The following is a 26,167-nucleotide window of genomic DNA, read 5'->3' as shown; positions in this document are numbered from 1 at the left end:
TGGGTAGGAGGTGGAAAGAATGGATATTGCTTTGAAATTGCTGCTCGTTGTCTTCTCGATCGGTCTAATCACTGTAGTATTGCTGCAGCACGGGAAAAGCGCTGGTTTGGCGGGTGCCATCTCCGGTGGTGCGGAACATCTTTTCGGTAAAACGAAAGCGCGCGGATTGGATCTCTTCCTGCAACGTGCAACGGTGGTACTGGGTGCAGGATTTATGATTTTGTCTATTGTTGTTACGGTGGCTTCCAAGTAAGAATTGGAACTGCTGCACAATGAATAGCTTAAGCTAATGGCTTAATTGATGAACCTTCGTTTCGTGAAGAAACGGGGGTTTTTTAATAAATTCTTACGCGTCCAAACTTTTCCAACAATTTAATCTATAGACTCCATGATTTTCGGTCTTCTTCTCACTTCTGTTTGGTTTTCCTTCCTTAACATGCAACACACCCCTATCATGTATGGTATGTCCCTCGCTTATTCGTTACGCGAACTCACTCCCTATAATGAATGTCATCTGTACAGAAAATTTTCGGATGTAGTCCTTTTCCAGATGCGCACAGCACGTGTATCGCATAAAATGTCTGTAGAGATATGTGAAAGCGTGATTTTAGAGGAGCGCCCGGCAACCGCGGTTTTTTTGCGAGGTACGGATGGGCCGGATTGAATTCGTGTATACTAGGGTATGAGATAGTATGGTTGCACTACTACACTCTTCACAACAGTGATATTGTATTGCATGAAAATGGTAAGAATTCCGATACATAAAGAGATGAGACTTGCTTACACTTTTATGTTTCCCGAGGTGAATATATTAATGATAACAGAACAACAATTGCTCGACTTCATGCGGGAAACCGCTTATAAACCGATGACTTATCAGGAGTTGGAACAGCACTTCGCTATTGAAGATGCAGCTGATTTCAAAGCCTTTTTGATTATGCTTAATACGCTGGAGGAATCCGGTAAAGTTTTGCTGACCCGTAACAATCGCTATGGCATGCCAGAGCGCATGGATTTGGTACGTGGACGTTTACAGGCTCACGCCAAAGGCTTTGCTTTCCTTATCCCTGAGGATCGGGAGCACCCGGATGTGTACATTCACGCCAATGATATGAAAAGTGCGATGAATGGTGACACGGTATTGGTTAAAGTCACGTCTCAAGGACCTTCTGGCGGTCGCCTGGAGGGTGAGATCGTCCGTATTGTTACTCGTGGTGTGACCCAAGTCGTTGGTGTGTTCCAGAGCCATGAGGTGTACGGATTTGTCATTCCGGATGATAAACGGATTAATCGTGATATTTTCATCCCACGTACCAACTTTGCTGGGGCGGTTGATGGACAGAAGGTCGTAGCAAAGATCGTCAGCTATCCGGAGGGTCGTGCGGCGGCCGAGGGTGAAGTGATCGAGATTCTCGGTCATAAGGATGAGCCGGGTATTGATATTTTGTCCGTCATTCGCAAGCATCAGTTGCCTGAAGCTTTCCCCGATGAAGTGGTAGAAGAGGCGGAGAAAGCACCCGACTCCATCACGGATGAAGAGATTGTACAACAGGGTCGCCGTGATCTGCGCGGACTTAACATTGTCACGATAGATGGCGAAGATGCCAAGGATCTGGATGATGCTGTTAACGTAGAGAAGCTGCCTAACGGTAACTATCGTCTGGGTGTTCATATTGCCGACGTTGGCTATTATGTACAGGAGAATTCCAAGCTGGATCAGGAAGCCTACAACCGTGGATGCAGTGTGTATCTGGTGGATCGGGTTATTCCGATGCTGCCACAGCGTCTGTCCAACGGGATCTGTAGTTTGAACCCGCAGGTAGACCGCTTGACCCTGTCTTGTGAAATGGAGTTTAACGACCAGATGAAGGTTGTTAAACATGACATTTTCACGAGTGTAATCAAAACCAAAGAGCGGATGACGTATTCCAACGTTCGTAAAATTCTTGAAGGTGAAGAGCCGGAATTGCTCGAGCGTTATAAGGATCTGGTAGATGATTTCCATCTGATGAAAGAGATTGCCCTGAAGCTGCGTGCTATGCGTATGCGCCGTGGTGCGGTCGACTTTGATTTTGAAGAATCCAAAATCATTGTGGACGCAGAATGTAAACCGATAGATATCGTGAAACGGGAGCGTTCGATTGCCGAGCAAATCATTGAGGAATTCATGTTGGCAGCGAACGAAACAGTGGCAGAGCATTTCCACTGGTTGAAGGTTCCGTTCATTTATCGTGTGCACGAAGATCCGGATCAGGAAAAACTGCAAAATTTCCTCGCCTTTGCGGCGAATTTCGGACACCAGGTCAAAGGACGTGGCAATGCGATTCATCCACGGGCGCTTCAATCGTTGCTTGAGGATATCAAAGAAACGAAAGAACAAACTGTTATTAGTACAATGATGCTCCGTTCGATGAAACAGGCGAAGTATGATTCTGAAATGTCAGGTCACTTTGGCCTCGCGGCAGAATTCTATAGTCACTTTACGTCTCCAATTCGTCGTTATCCCGATCTCGTTATTCACCGGGTGATTCGCGAAGTCATTGAAAATAATGGTGCTTTGCCCGAGAAACGTCAGGAGTATTTAGCAGCACGTATGGCCGATATTGCGCAACAGTCTTCGGAACGTGAACGTGTGGCGGTAGAAGCTGAGCGGGATACGGAGAAAATGAAAAAAGCCGAGTACATGCTCGACAAAGTAGGCGAAGAGTTCGAAGGCATGATCAGCAGTGTGACCAGCTTTGGTATGTTCATTGAGTTGGAAAACACGGTTGAAGGCTTGATTCGCCTGAGCGCGCTCACGGACGACTATTACCATTTTGACGATCAACATATGGCTCTGATTGGTGAACGTACCTCGAAAGTCTTCCGCATCGGTGATGAAGTGAAGATCCGTGTGGCACGTGTAAGCATGGAAGAGTATACGATTGATTTTGAAATGGTGGATATGAAACCTCGCGGTGAACGTCCTGGCGGCTTCGGTGGCGGACGCGGTGGTAAAGGTGGACGTCCAACTAGCGGCGGCGGACGCGGCGGTGCCAAGAGTGGACCGGGTGGTTTCAGCGGTTCGCGTGGCGGCAAAGGCGGCTCATCTGCTGCTGGAGGCAACCGTGGTGGCAGATCACCAGAAGATAGCAGCAAAGGTGGACGTGGCGGTCGCAGTGGTGCTGCGAGTGCAGGTGCGGGCGCAAGCTCATCCGGTGGCTACGCAGGTAAAGGCGGCGGCAAACCAAAAGGTGAGCGTCGTGCTGGTGATGCTGGCGGATCAACTGGCCGGGGCAAAGGCGCGGTGAGCTTTGGTTTTGGCTCAGGTAAAGGCGGATATGGCTCTACATCGGGTGGTTCGGATAGTAGTTCAACCGGTGGACAAGGAAGTGGTCTGAACAGCGGCAGCGGTCGCGGTGAAGGAAGCTTTAAGTCCGGCAAGGGCGGCAGTAAAGGTGGCAAAGGCGGAAGTGGACGCAAAAACACTTCGCCGAGCGGCGTATTTATCGGAGAGAATGCAACTCCTGGTGGCGCTCAGGAAGGCGGAGCACCACGACGCAAGCGGAAAAAGAGCAAAGGTGCAGCTGGTAACGGCACGGCAGCTTTTGTACGAAAAAAGAAAAAATAAAGCTAACGTAACTTGAAGAGATGGATTACAATTCGTTCCTCAAGGTTAAGCGTTGGAGAAAATAGTCACTTCAGCCGGTGTGTTGTTTCGCACAGTCTGAAAGTGGTGTAATGAGGAGGGGCGGCAGAGGTCGCCTCTTTCTTGATTTTAACAGCCGTACTTGCTACAATTAAGGTCTGGCACGTGGTACCTTGGTGCAACATTGGGTGCGCTGCTATAGAGCATGGTACCGGCTTATTTTACGGAGAAGGAGTGAGGACATGGGCAAGAATGATGGACAGAGTAAAGTGCTCGCACAGAATAAAAAGGCTTCCCATGACTACTTCATTGAAGATACGTATGAAGCGGGCATGGTGCTTACCGGAACGGAGATCAAATCTCTTCGTAACGGCCGTGCGAATATTGGTGATGCATTTGCCACGATTCGAAACGGTGAGATTCATATTCACAATATGCATATTAGTCCTTTTGAACAAGGGAACCGAAATAATCCGATCGATCCAACGCGTACGCGCAAGTTGTTGATGCATAAAGTGCAGATTCACAAGTTGCTTGGGCTGTCGAAACAGGACGGGTACAGCATTGTGCCGCTGAAAATCTATATCCGCAATGGTTACGCAAAGCTCTTGCTTGGACTGGGTAAAGGTAAGAAGCAATACGACAAACGGGAGACTGCGGCTAAGCGGGATGCACAACGTGATATCCAACGGGTACTGCGCGAGAAGCAGAAGGTTGCACGATAAGTGGAGCGCTGGGCGTAAATGCTTTACTTTTAAGTGTATAAGATAGTTTTTGTGATGAAGCTAGGAAGATTGATGTATGAGTTAAGGAGTCTCAAGGTTTGTTCTGTAATGGGCAAACCTTGAGGCTTTTTTTATTTGTGTTTGGGGAAGGTGATTTGATGTGAATAGCCGAATTGTGCAGTTGGCTGATTTTTGTTGTGTGTGACTAAGAAAATTGCTAGGAGCATGGAGCTAAGTGCTATGATCAATTTAAATTATCAGCTGTTGCGTAGTTTAACAGGGGCGTGGGTAAAATACTAAGGTACAGTTGTTCGTGATCCAATCTGGGTAAACTTTACTTCCGATTGGCGACGCGGTATAATATGTAGACGATTGAGCCTGTTGTATTGGATAACCTTGTACACATGCTCAGCCTGCTGGAATGTCTTCCAGCAATCTGTACTATTTCGGTGATGTGTCCAGTGTTATGATTACTCATGTAGCAGACAGGAATGCCGAGTTTGAAAGAAGCATCTTTTTACCTTGGAGGAAAAAGATGTGCAGCACCTTTGCTCCGTATTCACGGATTAATCCTGGAGCCCTTCTTAATTGAGGGGGCGTTTATGGATTCGACGGGGATAGTTCGAGCATGGGTAGCGGGTAGTGGGGACGCGTCCGCTTTATCAACGCTAAAGCCTATTAAACGGCAAACAACAAACAAACTACGCTTTCGCAGCCTAAGAAACTGTGTGCGTGCTTCTACCCTGCATCGCCCATGTGACAGGGATAGGGGCTAACTAGTAGTGGGATACGCTGTCACATCTCCGCCTGGGGTGTGCTGAAGAAGACAATCAGGCTGACCCAACGTATAGCCGGTTACGGGGCGATACTCGGGTGACATCAAAACTGTGACTACACCCGTAGAAGCTTATGTGCCGTTATCTTCGGACAGGGGTTCGACTCCCCTCGCCTCCATTAGTTGTATCAGTGACAGCCACCATTTGGTGGCTGTTTTTGTATGCTTGAATTCGAAGGTGTAGGATAAAACGGCTCTGGATCTAGGGATTCCGGTTTCTCTGGCGTCGAATAAGACATATCTCTGATGATGTACATGGCGGTCCCTCTGTACGTATCAGTTTGAGTTGTCATACGAGTAATACCCCATAATCGACTTTACATTGGATCAACCAGTTTGCTTCTTCTGTTCGCCACAGGTAGAGATATAACTGTTGAATAACGGTCTTTTATGCTTAATTAAGTTAGTACGAACTAATTAAACTATTAAGAAATTTGGTGGGAATGGAAGCATCATGTTTATTATGAATAATTTTATTGGTATATGGTTTTCATTATCAATACGATTAGCGTAAGCAATTTCTTGCTCTTGAAAATCTTCGAGCAAGCTAAGATTGTGCAGTATCGAGTCCCTTAAAGCTAACCGTTCAGCATTGCTTTCAATGGAGAATGTTAGTAAAATAATGGCTTTATTCTATGATTATTAAAATTAGGGCGTGGAATCTTGGAAACGTCCTTTTTTGTATTGATTAAGCAAAAGTGCCCATCGAGAAGTAACCAAGAATCTGTTATGGGCATGTTTTGTATCGCTTGAGTTAAGTAGTCCTGATTTCTATCGATAGATAGTTTCATCATAATCGTTGGATTTAGTTATCCCCATACGTTTTTTTACATGATGTGGATTTGCCAGAGGAGTTAATTGCATCCGTAAAGTATGATATTTAAACGCTAATTGGTCTACTGGAAGATGAGGTTTAGAATCCGCAGATGTTACATCATTTGATCAGCAAGTGTGTGTTTCAGGTGGAATTGATGAGGGAGACGAAGCAGATGTATATAAAAGTGCAGTTTGATAATGTGGATGAAGTTTTGTATGAAAAGCATATCGCAACTGAACTTTAATTCATATTGGATACGAACAGCCGATAATTCTTTTGACAGCGAGTTAACGATATGGGAATATAGGTTTATCATATTCCAGTATCTTGAATTAGTTGTTGAAGTTGTCGGCGGAGCTTCGTATCAGTATTCAGGGCAAAAATTGCCATCCTGGGAGATTGGAGATCAATAACTTAAAGGAAGTTGCGGATGTTAAAATATGATTTTGAAATACAATTAAAATATTTTAGTTCTTCACTCTTGAACAAGCATGACTTAAGTGGGGATATAGAGATACTATTCAATCACTCAGTATTTGACGAATCTTATACAGGAGTAGGTGATTCTGAAACTCAAGAGCCTTGTATAGTGTCTATATCAGAGAATTACTTACTTAGTATTAAAAGTATCTATGCACATAAAGATGAGTGTGCAGTTAGTAAGGCATATGATATCGTAGACAAGTATAGCAAAGTTCTTTCATATGTAGTTCAATCTCAAAATTCTAATGTGTATCAATTTCACATTAAATTTATTTATGACCGGAAAGATTTGAAGTTTTCAAAAAGAAATCATAAAGTATCACCAAAATTTAATGAGTTTGAAGAAAAGGAAGATCCTAAAGGTAGTAATCAGGTGAAACTTATAGATGCCTTTGACACTCTCAATATGAGAGATAGCTTGCATATTGGAATAAGTCAAACGTTTCAAATAGAAGAAGTTAAAAAGCTATCTGACGACATAGGAGATAATAAAGATTTGTGGTTTTTAATGGAGTGCTATTATCATGCTTTAGGACTTTCTGATTACAAAAGTAAGTATTTCAACTTATTTATTATTATAGAATTCATTGAAAAGAATGTTTTTCACAAAACTGTTGAAGATAAGGTATACCAAAAAGATCAAGTCGAAAATATAATGTCAAATATAAAATTAACATTAGAGGGAAATACAAACAATAAACAACAATTAGTTCAAATTCAGAGTAGACTAAAACAAGTTATTGAAAGTATCACTACAAAGGGGAGAAGTGATAAGTTATATCATATATTGCAAGACACTTTAAAAATATCTAAGACCAAAATTTTGATGCAAGAAATAGAAGTAGACAAAGAACTTGTTACAAAGTTGATTAAAATGAGAAATGGCTTATTTCATGCTAAAGTTTTAACGCCTCAAGAAAAAGAAGATATAGTATTCCTGAGTAACGTATTGCTATTGTTATGTGAAAATATAATTAGGGCTCTTATAGAGAATAAATCATTATTTCGTAAATTATAAAATTAATAAATATAATCTGTTAGCGTGCCCCTACTTTGGATCGACCATGAACTTATGTAGGGGGTCTCTAGGTGAAATTAAAATAAAACTGTAACTACACCTGTAGAAAGCCAAGTTAAAAATCTAGGCTTCATAATGATAAGACAATAATCAAGTGAGATCGTGGATTTTTGCATTTGAATGAATTATTAATATCAGATGATGAATGGGAATGGAGAAAGGAACCGACCGTATAAGGATACTATTTAAAATAGTAGGAGGAATCTGCTGAATTGTGTGGAAATATATAGGTGCGACGTAGTGGTATATCAATGCTTAAAAAGAGGGGGATGCTACTTTTGGCCGACAACAAGAAACTGCTACATAATTTTTTCAACTTTGTAAAAAGTAAGAGAGTTGAGAATTTTTCAAAGGAAGAAGTAAAATTAATAAATATGATCGTTAAAAATATTGATAGTATTTCGGTTGTTGGAACAGCTGCCGGTAAGAGAGGAAAACTGTTGAATGCGTTAATGTTAAAAGAATGGGTTGATCTATCAGAGGAATTATCAGTAGATGTTAATCAAAACGATCAAGAAGATTTTCCAATTGATAGACTATATTCAATTGACATTGATCATTTTAGGGGCTTTTCTTCACCATTTAATTTCAAATTTGAAAAGCCGTATACATTAATTTACGGAACTAACGGTTCGGGTAAAACTAGCTTTTGTGAGGCGTTAGAGTATTCGATGTTAGGTTATATTAATGAGGCTGAATCTAAAAGAATTCCGGTAATCAAGTATGTAACTAATATAGTAACTGGTAAAGCGGCTGTACCAATATTAAGAGCAATAGATAAAGAGGGGAAAGAAGTTGTTGTAAATCCCTCACCTAATAAATTTCATTTTAGTTTTATTGAGAGAAATAGAATTGATGGTTTCGCGAGAATATCAGCTAATACACCTTCAGACCAAGGTAAATTGTTATCAACCCTATTTGGATTGGAAGAATTCAATAGCTTTGTGTCTGAGTTTACTGACAACATTGAAAAGTATGTTGATGTCGAAGGATTACAATCGAAAATACTTAGTTCAAAAAATAGTGAACTAGAAAAATATAAACATGCAATAGATAGTGCCGAGCAAGGTAAAAAAGAGTTAACTGATAGAAAGAAATCTTTAGCAGTGGCGAATAATTTTGAAATGACATTTGATGAAATTGATACATACCTACATGGAAGTGCGGAATCTCCAGGTAGATTAAAGGAGATAGATGTAGATATACAAAATTTATCTACGTCACAGTATGACACTCACAGCTTAGCTTTATTGACTATTAGAACTGATAATATTTTATCTCAAATTGAAAATTACAGGGTTCTCAAAATAGAACTCGATTTGTCAAAAGATAATGTGAATTATCGCAAACTCTACTCTGCAGTAAAAGAACTGAAATATAATTCAAATGATAAGTGCCCTGCCTGCTTGACTCCTCTGGACGCAGTAGTAATTAATCCTTTTGAAAATGCAAAGAAAAGTTTAGTGGAGCTTGAGAAGTTAGCTACCTTAGAGCAGAAAATTGAAAGTATTGTTGAATTAATTGTTGATGACACAAAGGAAATTATCAAAGATGTACGAATTAAGAATAAATTTGCAAAGGAATTAGGAGCTACCTTTGAACTTGTTATATCTCCTGAACTTGGTGAGATTACAAAACATTCTATAAATGAATTTCTTGAAAAGATTGTATTATTTGTTGCAGACATTAAACGAAACACGGAATCCCTAACATTTTTGGATAACATTCTTAATCGTAAAAATGAAGAATTTGAAAAATCAACTGAGTTTAAAAAGAAACTTTCTTTAGAAAGAGAAGAATTCCAGAAAATTTCAACTTTAGTTAAAGATATAAGATCTAAGGAAACTGTGTTTAATGAGACAATTTTAGGGGCCCAGACTAAAATTAGTGAGTTTACCTTGGAAAACCAGTCACTCTTGCAGGAAGTTGATAAAGAGAAGAAGCAAATCACTGTAAATATACAATTTGTTAATGTTTATAAATCACTTATTGGTAAGTTGAAAGCACATGTTAAAGAATTGCCGGGTAAATTAATTTCTGATATGAATGATTTAGTTAGAGATTTTTATAACGAAATAAATAAACACGATTTTGAATATGAACGATTATCCAAAATTGAACTTCCATCAAAATCTCAAGACATAATTAAAGCTTACTTTAAGGACAATCCCTCCAAACCTGTTGATGCACTACACGTTCTAAGTGAAGGTCATGTTCGTTGTTTAGGCCTAGCAATTTTGTTAGCAAAAATCGTTAAAGATAATATCGGTATTATTATATTTGATGATGTAGTTAACGCAATTGATGATGATCATAGAGGAGGAATAAGAGAATTATTGTTAGGCAATAACAAACTTAACAAGAGACAAATAATTCTTACTTCACATGCTGAGGAATTTATCAAAGATTTAGAAAATCAAGTTGAAAAGCGGAAATATGAAGATTACATTAAACGAATAACATTTTTGCCTCCAGAAGAACGGAATATAAATGTTGATCTTCTTACCTCTTCAAACTATTTGAGCCTTGCTCAAAGTGCTCTGGATAAGTCTCAAAAGAGGGAATGTCTAAGGAATTGTAGAAGTGCCCTGGAGAATATTAACTCTACATTTTGGAAGCGACTCGCGAGAACATATAACACTTCAATTACAGTCCAAATCCGCCAACCTAAAGGGATGCCGGATTCAATGACTACAGTTACAGGATTATCTCAATTTCTCAAGAAAACTGTTAAGGATAGTAAATATGATAAAGTTGTAGAGATCTACGATTATTTGAAAGGGCTTGAAGCAACGCATAATAGTGTTTGGAATTATTTAAATAAAGGTACTCATGAAGAAGAAGGGCTCCCAGAATTTGATCTTCTCATTGTCAGGGAACTATATTCAAAACTTGAGTTATTGGATAGTGAGGCTAAGGCTGTTTAGCGAGATCCAGTCGGAGGGCGATACTCGGGTGACATCAAAACTGTGACTACACCCGTAGAAGCTTATGTGCCGTTATCTTCGGACAGGGGTTCGACTCCCCTCGCCTCCATTAGAGTCAAAAACCATCAGCCAGTAAATCTGGTTGGTGGTTTTTTAGTTTATGATATAATAAACAGAAATTTAGATTGGGGGACTCAAGATGTTTGAAAATCGAGAACAGCTCCAAGAGATTTTGAAAAAAGCCAATCAACATGCACGGAAACAAGCTAAAGAATCAGGTGCCTCTATTTATTATATAAAGAACAACAAACGCGTTCGTGAGGATGCTGCGGGTAATAAATTCGAAATTATATTTGATGCTACTGGGAAACGCCAGGAGTTTGAGTATCATGAGTGAAACCAGACCAGTCATGACGGTGTTTGCTGGAACCAATGGAGCAGGGAAAAGTACACTCAGCATGCAAATGAGAGAGTGGCTTGGTGAACTGGTTGATCCTGATCAGATTGCAAGAGAGTTGAAGCCAGAGAATCCGCGTAGTGCTGACCTGTCTGCTGGCAGGGAAGCTGTGAAAAGAATCCGATCTCTCATTAAAAGCGGTGTAAACTTCGCTATTGAAACGACATTGTCCGGATCATTTGTTTTAAAACATATGGAAATAGCAAAACAAAACAGTTACGAAATTGTCGTATACTATATCGGCCTTGAGGATGTGCAAATGCATATAGATCGTGTTGCCTCTCGTGTTGAACAAGGTGGACATTGGATTGCAGAAGAAGACATTCGTTATCGATATGGTCAGTCTTTGAAGAACCTTAAACCGGCTCTAGCGATCGCAGATCGGGTTATCATCATTGATAATACATACGAGCCTTTAATTGTTGCTGAAATCATACAGGGTGATTTGATCTATTGTGCTGAGTCCATACCTGCTTGGGCTAATCCTGTTCTTGTGGGTTACTGATACCTGTGTGACATCTAAACTGTGACTACACCCGTAGAAGCTCATGTGCCGTTATCTTCGGACAGGGGTTCGACTCCATTAGAGTCAAGAAACCATCAACTAGTAATCTGGTTGGTGGTTTTTCTGTTTATGCTATAATCTTTGTAAAATAAGCTGATGCAAGCCCGATATACTCCGTATCTCCCAAAGGAGGCAAAGAAGCATGAGCCAAACGCAGCAACAGATTCGCGAGTTTGTTGCAGGGGTACAAGCATATGTGTCGCCAGTAAATGTGATTAATCCTTGGAGAGATTATGTGACGGGCTATGATATCGGCCCCGAAGCGGTGAAAATTCGTTCTGAACATTTGGTCAGGTATTTGGAACCGAGAATGTCCAAGGCTCGGTACATATTTATTGCGGAAGCCGTGGGATATCAAGGGGCGCGGTTCTCTGGTGTACCCTTGACGTCCGAGCGAATGGTTACCGGGAATCATTCGCTGGTGAATCACCAGATGATTTTTGCAGGCAAGCCGGGTGTCCGAACAAGCTTGCCCAATATCGCCAAACCTAACCGGAGTCAGGCGCTGTATGGTTTTGCAGAACCGACAGCATCCATCATATGGGGTGAAGTGTTATTCAGTTCAAGGTGGAAACCAACGGACTTTATATTTTGGAACATCTATCCCTTTCATCCTTATCAATCTTCTGAAAACCGGATGACGAATCGAACGCCGACTTTGGCAGAGTTGGAGGATGGTTTGCCATTTGCTAGACAGCTTATGCAACTGAATCCTGATGCTCAGATCGTGGCGATTGGCAGAAAGTCGGCAGACACGTTAAGCTCCCATTTCATTAAACATCATCATGTTCCCCATCCTGCAAATGGAAGAGCAGTACAATTCCAAAAAGCAGTGAGGTCAATTATCTAGCCCATTTTGAACTGGAGAAATGTAAGGCTGACATATGAACTCTTATCGTCTAAGTGCCCGCACATAACGTAATGCCCTATCATATAAAGATTGGTTGGTGAAGCTGAATGAGTGAAAAATACTGGCTTGTGGTGCAATATCCACTGAAGAGTGCGCAGGGCAGCAAACGAGATCATTGGTTGAAGGAAAAGGTGATGGAATATCTGGAAACCGCTCTGACCCAGGCGGAGTTGGGAGAGGTGGATGGATGTGATCTGGGTAGCCGTGTGGCTGATCCGAAGGAATATGTAATGAACATTTTCTGTGTGGTAAGGGACGAGGATCGGAGCATAGCGCTAATTAAAAAAGTGCTGAGAGAGAGCCGGCTGGATTACACCCGCATCCAAATCGCTACGATGCCATACGGCATAGAAGGAAGCTACACGCTGAAATATGCCTCCAAAAAAGGCGTTACCGAATTCTCGCTTTGATCACGATTCGCTGTTTCTTACCATAACGAACTCTGTACTTGTCCTGCCCGAGGGCAGTTTGCCCCCAACATTTTCCCCACTTAAATTCATCATACGAGAAGACCATAATTGGACTTCCCAACCTTAATCACTCGATCAGCACTCTGTAAGTAGTAAGAATTATGCCCGTAGATATCGTAATCTTGCTCAAAAGTATGCCATATCAAGGTAGACGTTTACCATCTTCTTTTGTGTACTCAGATCCTCCGTCTCTCTCCCGCTTCTCTCTCCACCCGGCACAAACCACAACTTATTATCTGTACCTCCAACATTTTATAAAGCAGTACTCCTTGCGGCTCCAATTAGGGGCCCCTACCCGCAGCATTCACCACGATCAGATCCCCAAAACCTCATTCTATTTCACTCAGTCAAGCCATCCCCAAGCGATAAAAAGAGTTGAGCCTGCTCCATACACAGTCCTATAATATACAATTGTATAAAATCCGAGAGAGTGGTGGATATCACAACAGGTCATCCGATCCCAACCGATAAACCCATCACACATCGGAACCAAAGGAGGGTCACATTGAATCAAAGAGCAAAAGATGCAACAACAGATGCAGGAGTAGTAACAGAAGGAGATGAAAAATAGAGGTGAAAGCAACAGCCCAATCAGATATTGAGACCGATGCAGAAGTAAACGCAAATGCAAAAGCGAACTCCAGTGCAATGAAGAAGAATTGGACTCCCCGTTTCAAAGAGTTCATTCAACGCAAGCCCAAGACGCTGGCTTTTAAAATCCCGTTTGCCTACTTTGTCATTATTCTGCTAACGGTGGCGTTCAGTGCATTGGTGTTGAATCGAATCTCGGAAAGTGACGCGCAGCGAAAGATCAATGAGGCATCACTTCAGACGATTACATCCATTGAGACCAACGTTAATCTGATGATCGAGAATGTGAACAATTATTCGAAAATGATTTTCTCCGATCCCAACTTGCAAAACCTGCTGCGGCAGGGCAATGTGTACTCCAATTTACAGACACAGTCCAAGGTCAGCGCGTATTTGACCAATCTTATGCAAGCGGTTCCAATTATCGATTCAGTATATATTTACGATAATTCGGGGCACCGATTCTCGGTTGGTACACAGGAATGGCCCACGTTTATGGAAGCAAATGTGAAGGAAGCGCCGTGGTACGAACAGGCACTGAAGCACAACGGACGATACCTGCTCAGGCTGAATGGTGGCAACAACGACAGCGGAGTCTCGGCGACGGGGGAGAATGATGGGCAAGAGGTGGTCTCGTTTATTCGCCTCATTCGGGATTTGGATGATACGTCTCCGCTGGGATTTTTGGTCATGAACATCAAGGGCAAATCCATCGCTCAAGCCTATGCTAACCTATCTGCACCGGATTCTTTTCAGGTAGCCATCCTGGATGAGCATCAGCGGGTGATCGCAACCAACGCCACCGATGGAAAGAAGGCGGTGCCTGCTGTATCCGGCGAATCCATATCTGCGGCTTCTGGACAGGAAGGGATGCAAGAGATGTTAGAGGCCAATCAGGCCAAGTTAAAACAAACATTTCAAGAGCAATCCTCCGGCTTCATCACCTTGCAATCGGGTGGTCAGGAATATGCGGTTAACTATCGTTCGTCTGGTGATGATCAGTGGAAATTCATCAGCATGAGCCCATACCGGGCTACCGATACTCGTAATAAATCCATGGTGCTGCTTGCGCTGATCTTACTGGCGGTGAACGGGACTGTCTTTTTTGTCAGTTCATTCATCATCTCGCGTAGCGTCATTAAGCCGATTCACAAGCTACTTCGTTCCATGCAGAAAGCGCCAAGCGGCAACTTCCGCAAAGTGACGGTTGAGCTGAACAGCTACGAATTTGCACAGCTATATGGAGGATACAACCAGATGATCGAGCAGATTGAGCAGATGTTAAAACGCATCATTCAGGAGCAGCAGACGATCCGCCGAGCAGAGCTGAATACACTTCAGGCGCAGATCAAGCCACATTTTCTATATAACACACTTGATTCCATTACCTCCCTGGCGATGTCCGGCATGAACGATAAGGTATGTGAGTTGTTAGAAGCGCTCGGAAGTTATTATCGGCTGAGTGTCAGCAAAGGGCGCGAACTGATTACGCTGCACGAGGAGGTTGAGATTGTACGCAATTATCTGACGATCCAGCAGGTGCGCTACCCCGATGTGTTTGAGGTGCAGTACGATATTGCTCCAGATTGTGAGCGGGTGATGATTCCCAAGCTTGTGCTCCAGCCGCTGGTGGAAAATTCGCTGTATCATGGCATTCGTCCCAAAGGCAGCCCAGGCACGATACGCATTCAAGCTCGTCGATCCAAAGAAGGGGTACTTCTAACGATCACTGACGACGGAGTCGGCATGTCCGAGGAAGAAGTGAAGCAGATTCAACGAACAGAAATGAACAGGTTTAACCGTTCTAACTCTTCTAATACATCTAATCCTACCTATAACACTAAACACAATCCAAGCTTTGGCTTATGGGGGACGATGGAGCGGCTTCGCATTTTTTATGACAGAGAAGATGGACTTAAGCTGCAAAGCGAGGTTGGAAAAGGAACCACCATTATCATAACGATCCCGAAGGGAGCCGATGAATCATGGAATTAACTATCGAACCATTAAAGGTATTGATTGTGGATGACGAGTACCTCATCCGAAATCTGCTGCGCATGCGTATCGATTGGGAGCAGCAAGGCATGACCATCATTGGCGAGGCCTCCGATGCTGCAGAGGCTTTGAATCAGGTTGAGTTGTTGCGTCCAGACATCGTGTTCACGGATATATACATGCCAAAGATGGACGGCATTGAACTAAGCGGCATCCTCATGGAGCGTTACCCGAACATAAAAATCGTGGTTGTGACGGGACATGATGAATTTGAATATGCTCGTCAGAGTGTGAAGCTGGGCATTTCCGATTTTATTTTGAAACCCATTCGTGCTTCTGAGTTATTACAGGTTACGGCGAAGCTGCGAGCGGCAATCGAGCAGGAGATCGGGCGCGAGTACGAGCTGATGAAGCTGCGGGAGGAAATGAAGCAGAGCTTGCCTTATCTCAGGGAGCGATTTGTGAATCAATGGTTAAGCGATATGATACCTGAGGATGAACTACAAGAGAAGGCGCGTTTCTTCGGCATTCCTATCTCGTCTGGTGAACCAGGATCACGCATCGCAGTCATGGAGGTGGAGGTTGCTGTACCGCAAGCGAAGATAGCTGCACCAGAGGTATATCCACATCTGTCCGAACCATATCACCAAACACCCCAAACATACCAGGTACAACGAGGGCCTCAACAACAACAACAACACGGTCAGCCCCAATTAAGCCAGCATCAGACAGAAGCCCATCGACAACCCGCTGAGGAAATACATATTCTGCTGCGAATGGTAGGCATGAAGCAGGTTCAGGCATTTTATCCGCAGGATTCGCAAACCATTATCGTCATGGACCCGCATAACCGGATAGTTGTGCTCTCGCTTGGTGCGGATACGGAATTTTCCAATCAGGTACAGCAGCTACAGGAAGAACTTCAACATACACTTAAGCTCGAAGGGTGTGAAGTTGATGTGACCGTAGGGATTGGGCAATGGCAATCAGGATGGGGAAGGGCCTGTGTAGGATACCGGGAAGCTTGTCGTGCACTCGATTATCAGGCGTTTGTGGGGAAAAATCAGGTCATTTGCTTCGAGGATCTGGTCATCGAAGGCGGAAAAAGGCCCTACCACTCGGATGCTCAGCTGCTTCAACAACTGCAATTTTACGTCAGTGTTGGTGCGGGGGAAGAAGCCGTATTGTTGCTGGAGCGTATGCTGTCTGTGCCGTTCTCGGACGTTTCACAGTTTCGGATGGCAGCCATGGATGTGGTTACGGAGTGCCAGCGTGCTGCCATAGAGCAGCAGATTGAGGGAGAGTACGCATTGAACAAAGAGGCCATTGCTGCCATTTTTACAGCAGGTCATCTGCCTGAACTAAAAAGCATGCTGGAGCAGCATGTCCGCACGGTATCGGATGTCATACAAGCCAAACGACAGGCCAAGGAAGGCAATCTGATCGACCGGGTGATGGCTTATCTTGAAGAGAACATGGGCAATGCGGAAGTGGGGCTTTCCAGCACCGCGGCTGCTTTTTACGTAAGTTCGGGCCATCTGGGGCGGCTGATGAAAAAAGAAACAGGGCAGACATTTGTGGAATATATGACACAGCTTCGTATGAGAAAGGCTGAAATACTGCTGAAACAGACCGATTTAAAGGGGTATGAGATCGGGCAGCAGGTAGGCATCCCGGACCCACACTATTTCAGCGTCTTGTTCAAAAAACATATCGGTCGGTCCATGAACGAATATCGGAATGTAAAAACCTGAAAAACGAGAATACCAACTCGGGAGTGTAGAGAAGATTTTAGCGTAAACGCACTTCCAGTTCCATATCCACATATGTTCGAATATTACAAATCGATGCCTGTTTTCTAAATGGAGAACAACGCACGGTTCGCCTAAAATATGGGCTAGAACCAACTAAAACACATAGGGAGGTCCATAGAGATGAAAGCGCTATTAAAAAAATCAGCAAGTCTAATTCTGACTCTGGGAATTGTAAGCAGTCTGGCGGCATGTTCATCCGGTTCGTCAGGTGGTACACAGGGGGAAAGTAATGGAAAGATTAAGCTGACGCTGTGGGATCAATCGGTTGGCAATACCGATCCTTCGGCCAAGCTGCTGCCCGAGATTGTTGAGAAATGGAACAGCGAGCATCCGGACATCCAGGTTGAACGTACGGGCACGACAGGAGAACAGTACAAAACCAAAGTCAAAACATCGATTGCAGCTGGTGAAGCGCCAGACCTGTTCTATGGCATGGGTGGCGGCAGCTTCATGCAGCCGTACATCAAATCCGGCAATGTGCTGGAAATCTCAAATTACCTGACGGACGATATCAAAGAACGAATGGGGCCGGGTATGGCTGAGGCCATTAATATGGACGGCAAAATCTACACATTGCCCGTGTACACACATATCGCCAACCTCTATGTGAATACGGAACTGTTCGAGCAGGCGGGTGCCAAGATTCCGACCACCTATAACGAACTGCTGGATGCGGTCTCCAAGCTGAAAGCGGCAGGAATCACCCCGGCTGTGATTGGGGAAAAGGACCGCTGGCCGGGCATGTACTGGTACGACATTATTGCGATGCGTCAGGCAGGCAATGCTGCGGTGATGGAAGCCTTTAAAGATCCGTCAAAGTGGGATTCGCCCGACTTTGTTGCCGCTGCAACTAAAATGCAGCAGCTTGCGCAAGCAGGAGCGTTCAACAGCAGCATGTTCAGCATGAGCTATGACGAGATGCTTGGGGCATTTAATGCAGGCAATGGCGCGATGATGTTCCAGGCCAACTGGGTGAATGCAGGAATTGAGGACCCGTCCTCCGCTGTCAAAGGCAAAGTGAAAGTGATTCCTTTCCCAGTGTTTGAGGATGGCAAAGGCACAAATACCGAAATCTTCGGTGGAGCCGTCGATGGTTTCTACATCAACCAGAATACCAAGCATCCGAAGGAATCCGTGGAATTCCTCATGTATCTAAGCGAGCAGCTTGGTACACAAGGTTTCCTGGCTGGAGCCGGCCTGCCAAGCTGGAAAACAGATGCACTCGACACCTCCAGCCTGTCCTCCCTAGATCTGTCTGCGGCGGATATTATGAAAACGGCGACCTCATTCATCGCCTGGTGGGATAACATTCTGCCTGCGGAGTCTGCCGAAGCGCACAAAAACCTGATTGCCCAGCTGCTTGCCGGCGATGTAACACCGGAGGAGTTCTGCAAACAGATGGCACAGCTTAAACCAACAGAGCTGAGCCTGTAGATCGAGCAGGCTAATATGCGCGTAATCCATACACGTGTAAGCTCGTGAGCTTGCCAAGCTGAAGCCTGCTAACAATGAAGATGAACCCAAACAAGGCGTGGTCCGGTATATCCCGGTCACGCCTTTGAGAGGAGAACAACAATGAACTCTGTATTTTCCAATAAAGGCACGATAGCCGTCTTTGTACTGCCGACACTGCTTCTGTTCTGCGGCATTGTGCTCATTCCGATCTTTGTCTCCAGTTATTACAGTCTGCTGGACTGGAACGGCGTGGGCAGGGGTACATTTATCGGCCTGGACAACTATGTAGAGATGTTTAAGGATACGCGGGTGCTAAATTCGATCAAGAACTCTCTGTTATTCGCGGGAGCTTCGGTGTTCATTCAATTGCCGATCTCGCTGGTGCTCGCACTGATTCTGGCGTCCAACGTCAAGGGGGAAGGCTTCTACCGGACCGTGTATTTCATCCCGGTGTTGATCTCGACGGTGGTTATTGCCCAGTTGTGGTCAAAAATCTACAATGCCGATTATGGCCTGCTGAACGTGCTGCTGCAAAGTATTGGCTTATCCAGCCTGGCACAGGACTGGCTGGGGCAGAAGGACACCGCCCTGGCGGCATCGTTTATTCCGACCTTGTGGCAGTACGTGGGGTATCACATGCTGCTGATGTATGCAGGTGCGAAGTCCGTGTCTCAGGATGTGCTCGAAGCTGCTCGAATGGATGGTGCTTCCCGTATTCGCACGGCATGGTCCATCATGATCCCGCTGATGAAGCCAATTCTGAAAGTAAGCCTTGTTTTTTCCGTCATCGGCGCATTCAAGGTGTTTGACCTGATCTATGTGCTAACGGGCGGCGGGCCGTTCTACACCACTGAAGTGCCGAGCACGCTGATGTACGCTACCATTTTTGATACGTTCCGGTATGGATATGGCAGTGCGATCTCGGTCTTTATCATTGTGGAGTGTCTGGTGTGTACGATCCTCATTAATTCATTGTTCAAAACGGAGTAGAGGGAGGCATAAGGCATGAGTACCGTAGAAGTCATGTTGCAAAAAAAGCCCAAGCCGAGGTCCATCTCCGGACCGATCGGGAAAGTGTTCCTGCAAGCGTTTCTGATCCTCGTCGCGATTGTGCAGATCTACCCGCTCATCTGGCTGGCGCTGTTTTCCCTGAAGGATAACAGTGAAATCTTCAGCGGTGATGTGGCCGGGTTGCCCAAAGCGTTCCTATGGAGCAACTACACCAAAGCAATGTCCGACGGCCATGTGCTGACCTATTTTATGAATAGTGTGCTGGTTACTGCGGCCTCCATTGTCTTGGTACTGATCCTGTCCTCCATGACGGGATACGCAATCACGAGAATGAACTGGAAGCTCAGCGGGTTGACGATGACGATCATTCTGCTGGGCATGATGGTGCCGATTCATGCGGCGCTGCTGCCATTGTTTATTATTTTGAAGAATCTGAGCCTGCTCAACAGCTACTGGTCTCTGATTATTCCCTATGTAGCATTTGGCATTCCGATGGCGGTATTCATTCTGGGCAGTTTTTTCAAAGGTATCCCAAGAGAGATGGAGGAGTCGGCGGTTATCGACGGCTGTGGCATATACCGGACGTTTTTCTCTATTATTCTGCCTCTGGTAACCCCGGCTATATCAACGGTAGCCATCTTCACATTTCTGTCCTGCTGGAATGAGCTGATGTTTGCAGTTACGTTTATCAATAACACGGCTTACCAGACGTTGACGGTGGGTATGATGTCGATGGTGGGAACGTACATTACGCAATGGGGTATCATTGGTGCGGGACTGATGATTACGACAGTGCCAACGGTGGTCATCTATCTGCTGCTGAACAAACAGGTGCAGAAGAGTATGATCGCAGGTGCGATCAAAGGTTAGCTGGAGGCTGGACTGGAGAGCGTGGCGGTAGAAAGGGCTTGCTGCTTGCTCGTTAGACTCTCTTTCGGGTAGATATCGGCTTGATTCGGGATTTCGCAAGGTGTGATCTCTGGACTAGACCGGAGCCTGTGGTCATGGAATAATAAGGGGGTATGTAGCCAGGCAGTTGCAGAGAGGGGTCATTATTTATGGTCAATACCGCGATGGTAGTGCAGGAGTCTGTTCGGGAAAAGGTTGTGGCTTTCACGTTTGATGATGGGCCGCATCCGGTATACACACATCAAGTGCTTGAGATATTCCGCCGTGCAGGTGGGCGGGCAACGTTTTTCATGATTGGCCAAGAGATGGAGACTCATCCGGAGATTGCGGCGGAGGTGCACCGTGAAGGGCATGAGATCGCCAACCATACGTACACGCATCCGGATCTGACCAAGTTGACGCTGGAGGAAGCCGGGGAGGAGCTGCAACGCGCAGAAAATCTTGTTCAAAAAGTTACGGGGCAACCTGCCCGCTGCTTCCGCCCGCCGTATTTTGGCGTAAACGATGATATATTGTCTCTGGCGGCGGAGCGTGGATATCGTACGATTGGTGCGGTGAACGGTGATGCGAAGGATTGGGACAATCCCGGCGTTGAGTACATTCTGGAGCATACCCGGTCTGCGGTGAAACCCGGCAGCGTGCTTATATTCCATGACGGGTACGGGGATCGTTCCCAGACGGTGGAGGCGGTTCGTGTGCTGGTGGAGGAACTGGTCGTGGAAGGGTATCGATTGGTGACGGTGAGTGAGTTGCTGGACATTTCTCGTGATCATGATGAAAAGACGACATAATCAAGTGGACCCATCATTCTTTGAATGACAGGGTCCTTTTTTAATATATATAATGCATAGGAAGAACGGAGCGGAAGCACAAACTTTGCTTGCCCTCTCAAACTACTTTATAATAATAGGCTAAACTAGATTATGTCAGGAGGAAACAATGGACTTTATCAGAAATCAACTAGAAGAACTCGGCATGAGTGGACCTTCCATTGGATACCTTTCGAATGTGATTATGGTTATTTTTATAACAGTGATTTCGGTGCTGGCGAACTTTATAGCCAAAAAATTAGTGCTCAAGGCGATTAATCATATCGTCAATAACAACAGGTATAAGTGGGGCAACGTCATTGTGGAGAAGAAGTTATTCCATAAGCTGTCGCATCTCGTACCGGCCATTATTATCTATTATTCTGCTTATATTTTCCCGCCCTATCAGGCTTTGATTGAAAAAGCAGCAATGACCTACATGATCGTCATCATGATTACGGTTCTGAATGCTCTACTGAATGTCTTCGATGATATCTATCGTACCTATGAGGTGTCGAAGATTCGCCCAATCAAGAGTTACATTCAGGTAGCCAAGATTGTCCTGTTCATTATCGGGGGCATTATCGTCATCTCCAGCCTGATTGGACAGAACCCGCTCATTATCCTCAGTGGACTGGGGGCGTTATCGGCGGTATTAATGCTCGTATTCAAAGACTCGATCCTGGGCCTCGTGGCGGGTGTACAGCTATCGTCGAACGATATGGTGCGCGTTGGTGACTGGATCGAGATGCCAAAGTATAATGCGGACGGCGATGTCATCGACATTACATTGAATACGGTAAAGGTTATGAATTTTGATAAAACGATTACGATGATTCCAAGCTACGCCCTCATTTCGGATTCGTTCCGTAACTGGAGAGGCATGCAGGTGTCCGGCGGCAGAAGGATTAAGCGGAGTATCTATATTGATATCAGCAGTATCCGTTTTTGTACGGAAGAGATGGTGGCTGAATTTGAGAAAATCCACTACCTGACTGATTATGTCACGGAAAAATTAGATGAAATCAACGCATACAACATGGAACACCACATTAATACGGAAAGCACTGTAAATGGCAGACAGCTTACGAATGTCGGTGTATTCAGAGAATACATCCATCAATATCTGAGGAATCATCCGAAAATTCATAAGGATATGACGTTGATTGTGCGACAATTAGCACCGGAAGATCGCGGGCTGCCTCTGGAAATCTATGCTTTCAGCAATGATATCGCCTGGGGAGTGTATGAATCGGTGCAGGCGGATATCTTTGACCATATCTTCGCGGTGGCGTCAACATTTGGCCTCCGAGCTTTCCAAAATCCAACGGGTCATGATATCGCGCAACTTAAAGAAAACAAACAATATGCGCGAGAGTATTAAGAAGATTTATCAAAATAGATGTGACGGCCACCATATTGGTGGTCGTTTTTACGTTTGGATGCCCCTCTAATTCGGCCATGGGTGAGAACACGTCGGTAAGTTGGCTAATTTTTAAAATCATAGGAACACATCCACATGTTTTATTTATGAGACTGAGGGTCAGTTCATGGGATAGGGTTCAGTGCAAGATAACAAAAAAGAATGTTTGCAAAAACAAGTAGACAATATGTATTTGTTTACATTATAATCTAATTAATTCCATATTTTGAAAGGGGTGATTCGGAGCTTTTTCTGAGCAGGCGTGTCTAAGAACGAGGGAAAAAGTAAGGAGTCTCTTTGGCGTGCTAACTTTTCAAAAGAAATGGAGGGAGAATGAAATGAAGAAAACATTGTATTCTGCTATTATGATAACGCTTTTATCAGGATCGATTGTGGGTACGGCCTTGGCGGATAATTACGAGTCGAATGACACGTTGAGCACCGCGTATAAAATCCCAACGCAAACGGTGGCCACTCCCTACGGTCCGGCTTACTGGGGTGGAAGTGCTTGGTCTTATCTATCATCCCCGACAGATGTAGACTACTTTACATTCAGAGGGCATGGCAAATCTGTCGTGCTGGGTTCTCCTTCCGGCTATGATTACGATTTGTACGCCTATGACAGCGCTGGAAATTTGGTTGCTTCTTCTACGAATACGTCAGGAGCGGATACGGTTCTTGTCGACTACAATAATGTATATTTTAAAGTGGTAAGCAAAGATGGACGATACAGCGATACCGATGCTTACAGCGTAACCTTTTATAAAAGGGATGTCTGGGTGCCGTGACCAGATCGTGAGAGTAAAATAACGTTAGGTATCGTAGACTTTAATGCTTCCGTCTCATGAATAGGAACTCTACCGCCTCAATGAGGTAGTAGAGTTTTATTTATTCAAGCCAATGGTCTGGAAGAATGGGTTACCATATCCCCCACTTGAGTTCATTGGAAAATTTAATGGAGGTGAGTGCCGTGGCACGTGTATTAGTTGTGATGATCCCTGCAGAAGGCCATATCAATCCGTCGCTTGGATTAATCAAGGAACTGGTAGAGAACGGTGATGAAGTGGTCTACTGTTGTACCGAAAAATACCGGACGAAGATTGAAGCGTTAGGCGCACAATTTAAAGCCTACTCCTTCAACGAGGCAACCCTGCTCAACAACCCTGGTATGAAGCCATTCGAACTCAAACATCCTTACCAGTTTTTATATATGATATTGGAGAAAGTTATTCAACGGTTTATTCCAGATGTTCTGAATCTGATCGAACATGAAACCTACGATTATATCATTTTTGACTCCATAATAGGCTGGGGAGGACAAATTCTAGGTGAGAAGCTAGGTATACCAACGGTATGTTCAACCAGCACCTTTGTTTTTGTGGAGCCTCTTGGATCAGACAATCAACTGAAGGATGATGCGGAGGAGGTCAAGGAGCTATATAACAGCATCGTGGAAGTGTCCCAGCAAATAGCTTCCCAGTTCGATGTGGCTGTACCTTCCCTAACGGAACTTTCAGGGCATTCAGGACAACTGAAGATTGTGTATACAAGTCGTTATTTTCAACCCATGGGGGAGAAGCTGGATGACAGCTTTGTATTCACTGGCCCATCTATTATATCTCGCAAGGATGCGCCAGGCTTTGCAAACGAGTCTTTGCATGCTCTTTATAAACAGGCAGTTTATATTTCGATGGGAACCATTTTAAATAAGGATCTTGAGTTTTATAAGCTTTGCTTTACGGCCTTTCGTGATTTGCCTGTGCAGTTTATATTGTCTTCTGGGAAGGATACCGATATAGAGCCCATTGCTGATCTCATTCCTGACAATTTCATCATAAAACCTTATGTCCCTCAACTGGAAGTGTTGCAGTGTGTAGATGCTTTTCTGACACATGCAGGCATGAACAGTACCAGCGAAGCTTTGTATTACAATGTACCGTTAATCATGCTTCCGTTAACATCGGATCAGCCGCGTGTAGCAGGCCGGGTACAGGAGTTGGGAGCAGGGGTCATCGTGGACAAAAATAACCTTACACCCGATGTGCTTAAAAACGCAGTATTAGAAGTGCTCGGTAATGCCTCCTACAAGGAGCATGCTGAGGTTATTGGGAAAACGTTACGCGATGCTGGCGGGTATAAGCAGGCTGCTATGGCCATTAAGAACTTTATAGGCAATCAACCGTTATTGGTCACGCCCATCTCTTCGTTTGAATGAAAAGGAGACCGCTCTTCATGAGAGCTAGAAGAGAAAGCCGTCACCCCGACTAGAACGGAGTGGTGACTTCCAATTGATTCAAGCGCGTATGGAGGGGTAGATAAACGGAGAGGGGCATTATTTTTACCATATTGTTCGTATATCTTTTGCAAAGGAGAGTCTTCAGATGAATCATCGAATTCCGGAATATACATTGAACGATGGCTTGAAAGTGCCTGCAATTGGATTTGGTACCTATAGTTTAAAAGGTGAAGAAGGCGTTAAATCGATTGCGTCCGCAATGGATGCGGGTTATCGATTAATTGATACAGCGTATAACTATGAGAATGAGGCAACCGTGGGTAGAGCAATCAAGCAAAGCTCCATCGCCAGAGAAGAACTGCTCATTTCCTCGAAGCTGCCGGGGCGTTATCACGCTCATGATAAAGCACTTGTGGCGATCCAGGAATCCCTGTACAGAGCGGATCTGGATTATTACGACCTGTATCTGATTCACTGGCCCAATCCGAAGAAGGACATGTATGTCGAAGCATGGCAAGCGCTGATCGAAGCCAAAAAACGTGGATATATCCGATCCATTGGAGTCAGTAACTTCCTGCCTGAGCACAATGAACGGCTGATTAAGGAAACGGGGATAGCGCCGAGTCTGAATCAGATTGAGCTGCATCCATTCTTCGACCAAGCCGATCAGCGGGAACAGGATACGAAGCATGGCATCGTGAACGAATCCTGGAGTCCGATTGGACGTGGCAATGATGCCGTACAGGATATTCTGAAGGATGGGAATATTCTTCGGATCGCGGAAACGCATGGCAAAACGCCAACTCAGATCATTCTACGCTGGCATGTTCAGCTGGGCTCCATTCCAATTCCGAAAGCCGGCTCCTTGCAGCATCAGCAGGAAAATATCGATATATTCGATTTCGAGTTGAGCACAGAAGAGATGCAGCTCATCTCTGCATTTAATCGTCCGGATGGACGTTTGTGGGATCAGGACCCAAGCGAGTATGAAGAATTTTAAAGAACGACAAATGAAGGGCTGCTCCCATG

At 44.5% G+C, this 26,167-nt stretch carries 19 protein-coding genes and 1 other RNA gene; all 20 read left to right on the top strand.

Annotated features, from left to right (window positions below):
- Positions 1-19 precede the first annotated feature (19 nt).
- The 20 genes from secG (at position 20) to D829_RS0122735 (ending at position 26,138) form a co-directional block, all read left to right on the top strand.
- Complete coding sequence (gene secG, locus D829_RS0122830) at positions 20-253, top strand: preprotein translocase subunit SecG (RefSeq protein WP_017691238.1); 234 nt, start codon at positions 20-22, stop codon at positions 251-253.
- Positions 254-814: 561 nt separating this feature from the next.
- On the top strand, positions 815-3,610 hold the full coding sequence (gene rnr / locus D829_RS0122825; protein ID WP_017691237.1) for a ribonuclease R: 2,796 nt from the start codon (positions 815-817) through the stop codon (positions 3,608-3,610).
- 260 nt (positions 3,611-3,870) lie between these two features.
- On the top strand, positions 3,871-4,353 hold the full coding sequence (gene smpB / locus D829_RS0122820; RefSeq protein WP_017691236.1) for an SsrA-binding protein SmpB: 483 nt from the start codon (positions 3,871-3,873) through the stop codon (positions 4,351-4,353).
- A gap of 592 nt (positions 4,354-4,945) precedes the next feature.
- Positions 4,946-5,310, top strand: a transfer-messenger RNA (tmRNA) gene (gene ssrA, locus D829_RS33050).
- A 1,125-nt stretch (positions 5,311-6,435) separates the two neighbouring features.
- The gene (locus D829_RS0122810) at positions 6,436-7,506 is read left to right on the top strand and encodes a hypothetical protein (RefSeq protein WP_017691234.1); all 1,071 of its coding nucleotides are present in this window, start codon (positions 6,436-6,438) and stop codon (positions 7,504-7,506) included.
- A 338-nt stretch (positions 7,507-7,844) separates the two neighbouring features.
- Positions 7,845-10,493: an AAA family ATPase gene (locus tag D829_RS0122805; protein WP_017691233.1), complete on the top strand. Its 2,649-nt coding sequence runs from the start codon at positions 7,845-7,847 to the stop codon at positions 10,491-10,493.
- A 199-nt stretch (positions 10,494-10,692) separates the two neighbouring features.
- Positions 10,693-10,890, top strand: coding sequence for a hypothetical protein (locus D829_RS0122800; RefSeq protein ID WP_017691232.1), 198 nt, complete (start codon positions 10,693-10,695; stop codon positions 10,888-10,890).
- Entirely contained in the window at positions 10,883-11,455 is a 573-nt protein-coding gene (locus D829_RS0122795) for a zeta toxin family protein (protein WP_017691231.1), read from the top strand. Before D829_RS0122800 ends, D829_RS0122795 begins: the two co-directional genes overlap by 8 nt.
- A gap of 202 nt (positions 11,456-11,657) precedes the next feature.
- Positions 11,658-12,365, top strand: a complete 708-nt coding sequence (locus D829_RS0122790) for a uracil-DNA glycosylase (RefSeq protein WP_017691230.1) — start codon at positions 11,658-11,660, stop codon at positions 12,363-12,365.
- A gap of 107 nt (positions 12,366-12,472) precedes the next feature.
- Complete coding sequence (locus D829_RS0122785) at positions 12,473-12,835, top strand: hypothetical protein (RefSeq protein WP_017691229.1); 363 nt, start codon at positions 12,473-12,475, stop codon at positions 12,833-12,835.
- A gap of 633 nt (positions 12,836-13,468) precedes the next feature.
- Entirely contained in the window at positions 13,469-15,481 is a 2,013-nt protein-coding gene (locus tag D829_RS0122780; protein WP_017691228.1) for a sensor histidine kinase, read from the top strand.
- A complete protein-coding gene (locus D829_RS0122775) occupies positions 15,472-17,235 on the top strand; it encodes a response regulator (protein WP_017691227.1) in 1,764 nt (587 codons plus the stop codon). Before D829_RS0122780 ends, D829_RS0122775 begins: the two co-directional genes overlap by 10 nt.
- Positions 17,236-17,415: 180 nt before the next feature.
- Positions 17,416-18,729: an extracellular solute-binding protein gene (locus D829_RS0122770; protein ID WP_017691226.1), complete on the top strand. Its 1,314-nt coding sequence runs from the start codon at positions 17,416-17,418 to the stop codon at positions 18,727-18,729.
- A 141-nt stretch (positions 18,730-18,870) separates the two neighbouring features.
- Positions 18,871-19,740, top strand: a complete 870-nt coding sequence (locus D829_RS0122765) for a sugar ABC transporter permease (RefSeq protein WP_017691225.1) — start codon at positions 18,871-18,873, stop codon at positions 19,738-19,740.
- A gap of 15 nt (positions 19,741-19,755) precedes the next feature.
- Positions 19,756-20,631: a carbohydrate ABC transporter permease gene (locus tag D829_RS0122760; RefSeq protein ID WP_017691224.1), complete on the top strand. Its 876-nt coding sequence runs from the start codon at positions 19,756-19,758 to the stop codon at positions 20,629-20,631.
- Positions 20,632-20,819: 188 nt separating this feature from the next.
- Positions 20,820-21,461 carry a polysaccharide deacetylase family protein gene (locus tag D829_RS0122755; protein ID WP_017691223.1) on the top strand — a complete coding sequence of 214 codons (642 nt, stop codon included), beginning with the start codon at positions 20,820-20,822 and terminating at the stop codon, positions 21,459-21,461.
- Positions 21,462-21,609: 148 nt separating this feature from the next.
- A complete protein-coding gene (locus tag D829_RS0122750; protein WP_017691222.1) occupies positions 21,610-22,863 on the top strand; it encodes a mechanosensitive ion channel domain-containing protein in 1,254 nt (417 codons plus the stop codon).
- A gap of 377 nt (positions 22,864-23,240) precedes the next feature.
- Positions 23,241-23,690, top strand: coding sequence for a hypothetical protein (locus D829_RS0122745; protein ID WP_017691221.1), 450 nt, complete (start codon positions 23,241-23,243; stop codon positions 23,688-23,690).
- A 182-nt stretch (positions 23,691-23,872) separates the two neighbouring features.
- Positions 23,873-25,117 carry a macrolide family glycosyltransferase gene (locus D829_RS0122740; RefSeq protein WP_017691220.1) on the top strand — a complete coding sequence of 415 codons (1,245 nt, stop codon included), beginning with the start codon at positions 23,873-23,875 and terminating at the stop codon, positions 25,115-25,117.
- 166 nt (positions 25,118-25,283) lie between these two features.
- The gene (locus D829_RS0122735) at positions 25,284-26,138 is read left to right on the top strand and encodes an aldo/keto reductase (RefSeq protein WP_017691219.1); all 855 of its coding nucleotides are present in this window, start codon (positions 25,284-25,286) and stop codon (positions 26,136-26,138) included.
- Positions 26,139-26,167: the final 29 nt, after the last annotated feature.

The organism is Paenibacillus sp. PAMC 26794 (genome assembly GCF_000316035.1).
In the GTDB taxonomy this organism is placed as follows: Bacteria; Bacillota; Bacilli; order Paenibacillales; family Paenibacillaceae; genus Paenibacillus.
Note: the sequence above shows the minus strand (reverse complement) of the source record. Positions and strands in the feature narration are given on the sequence as shown.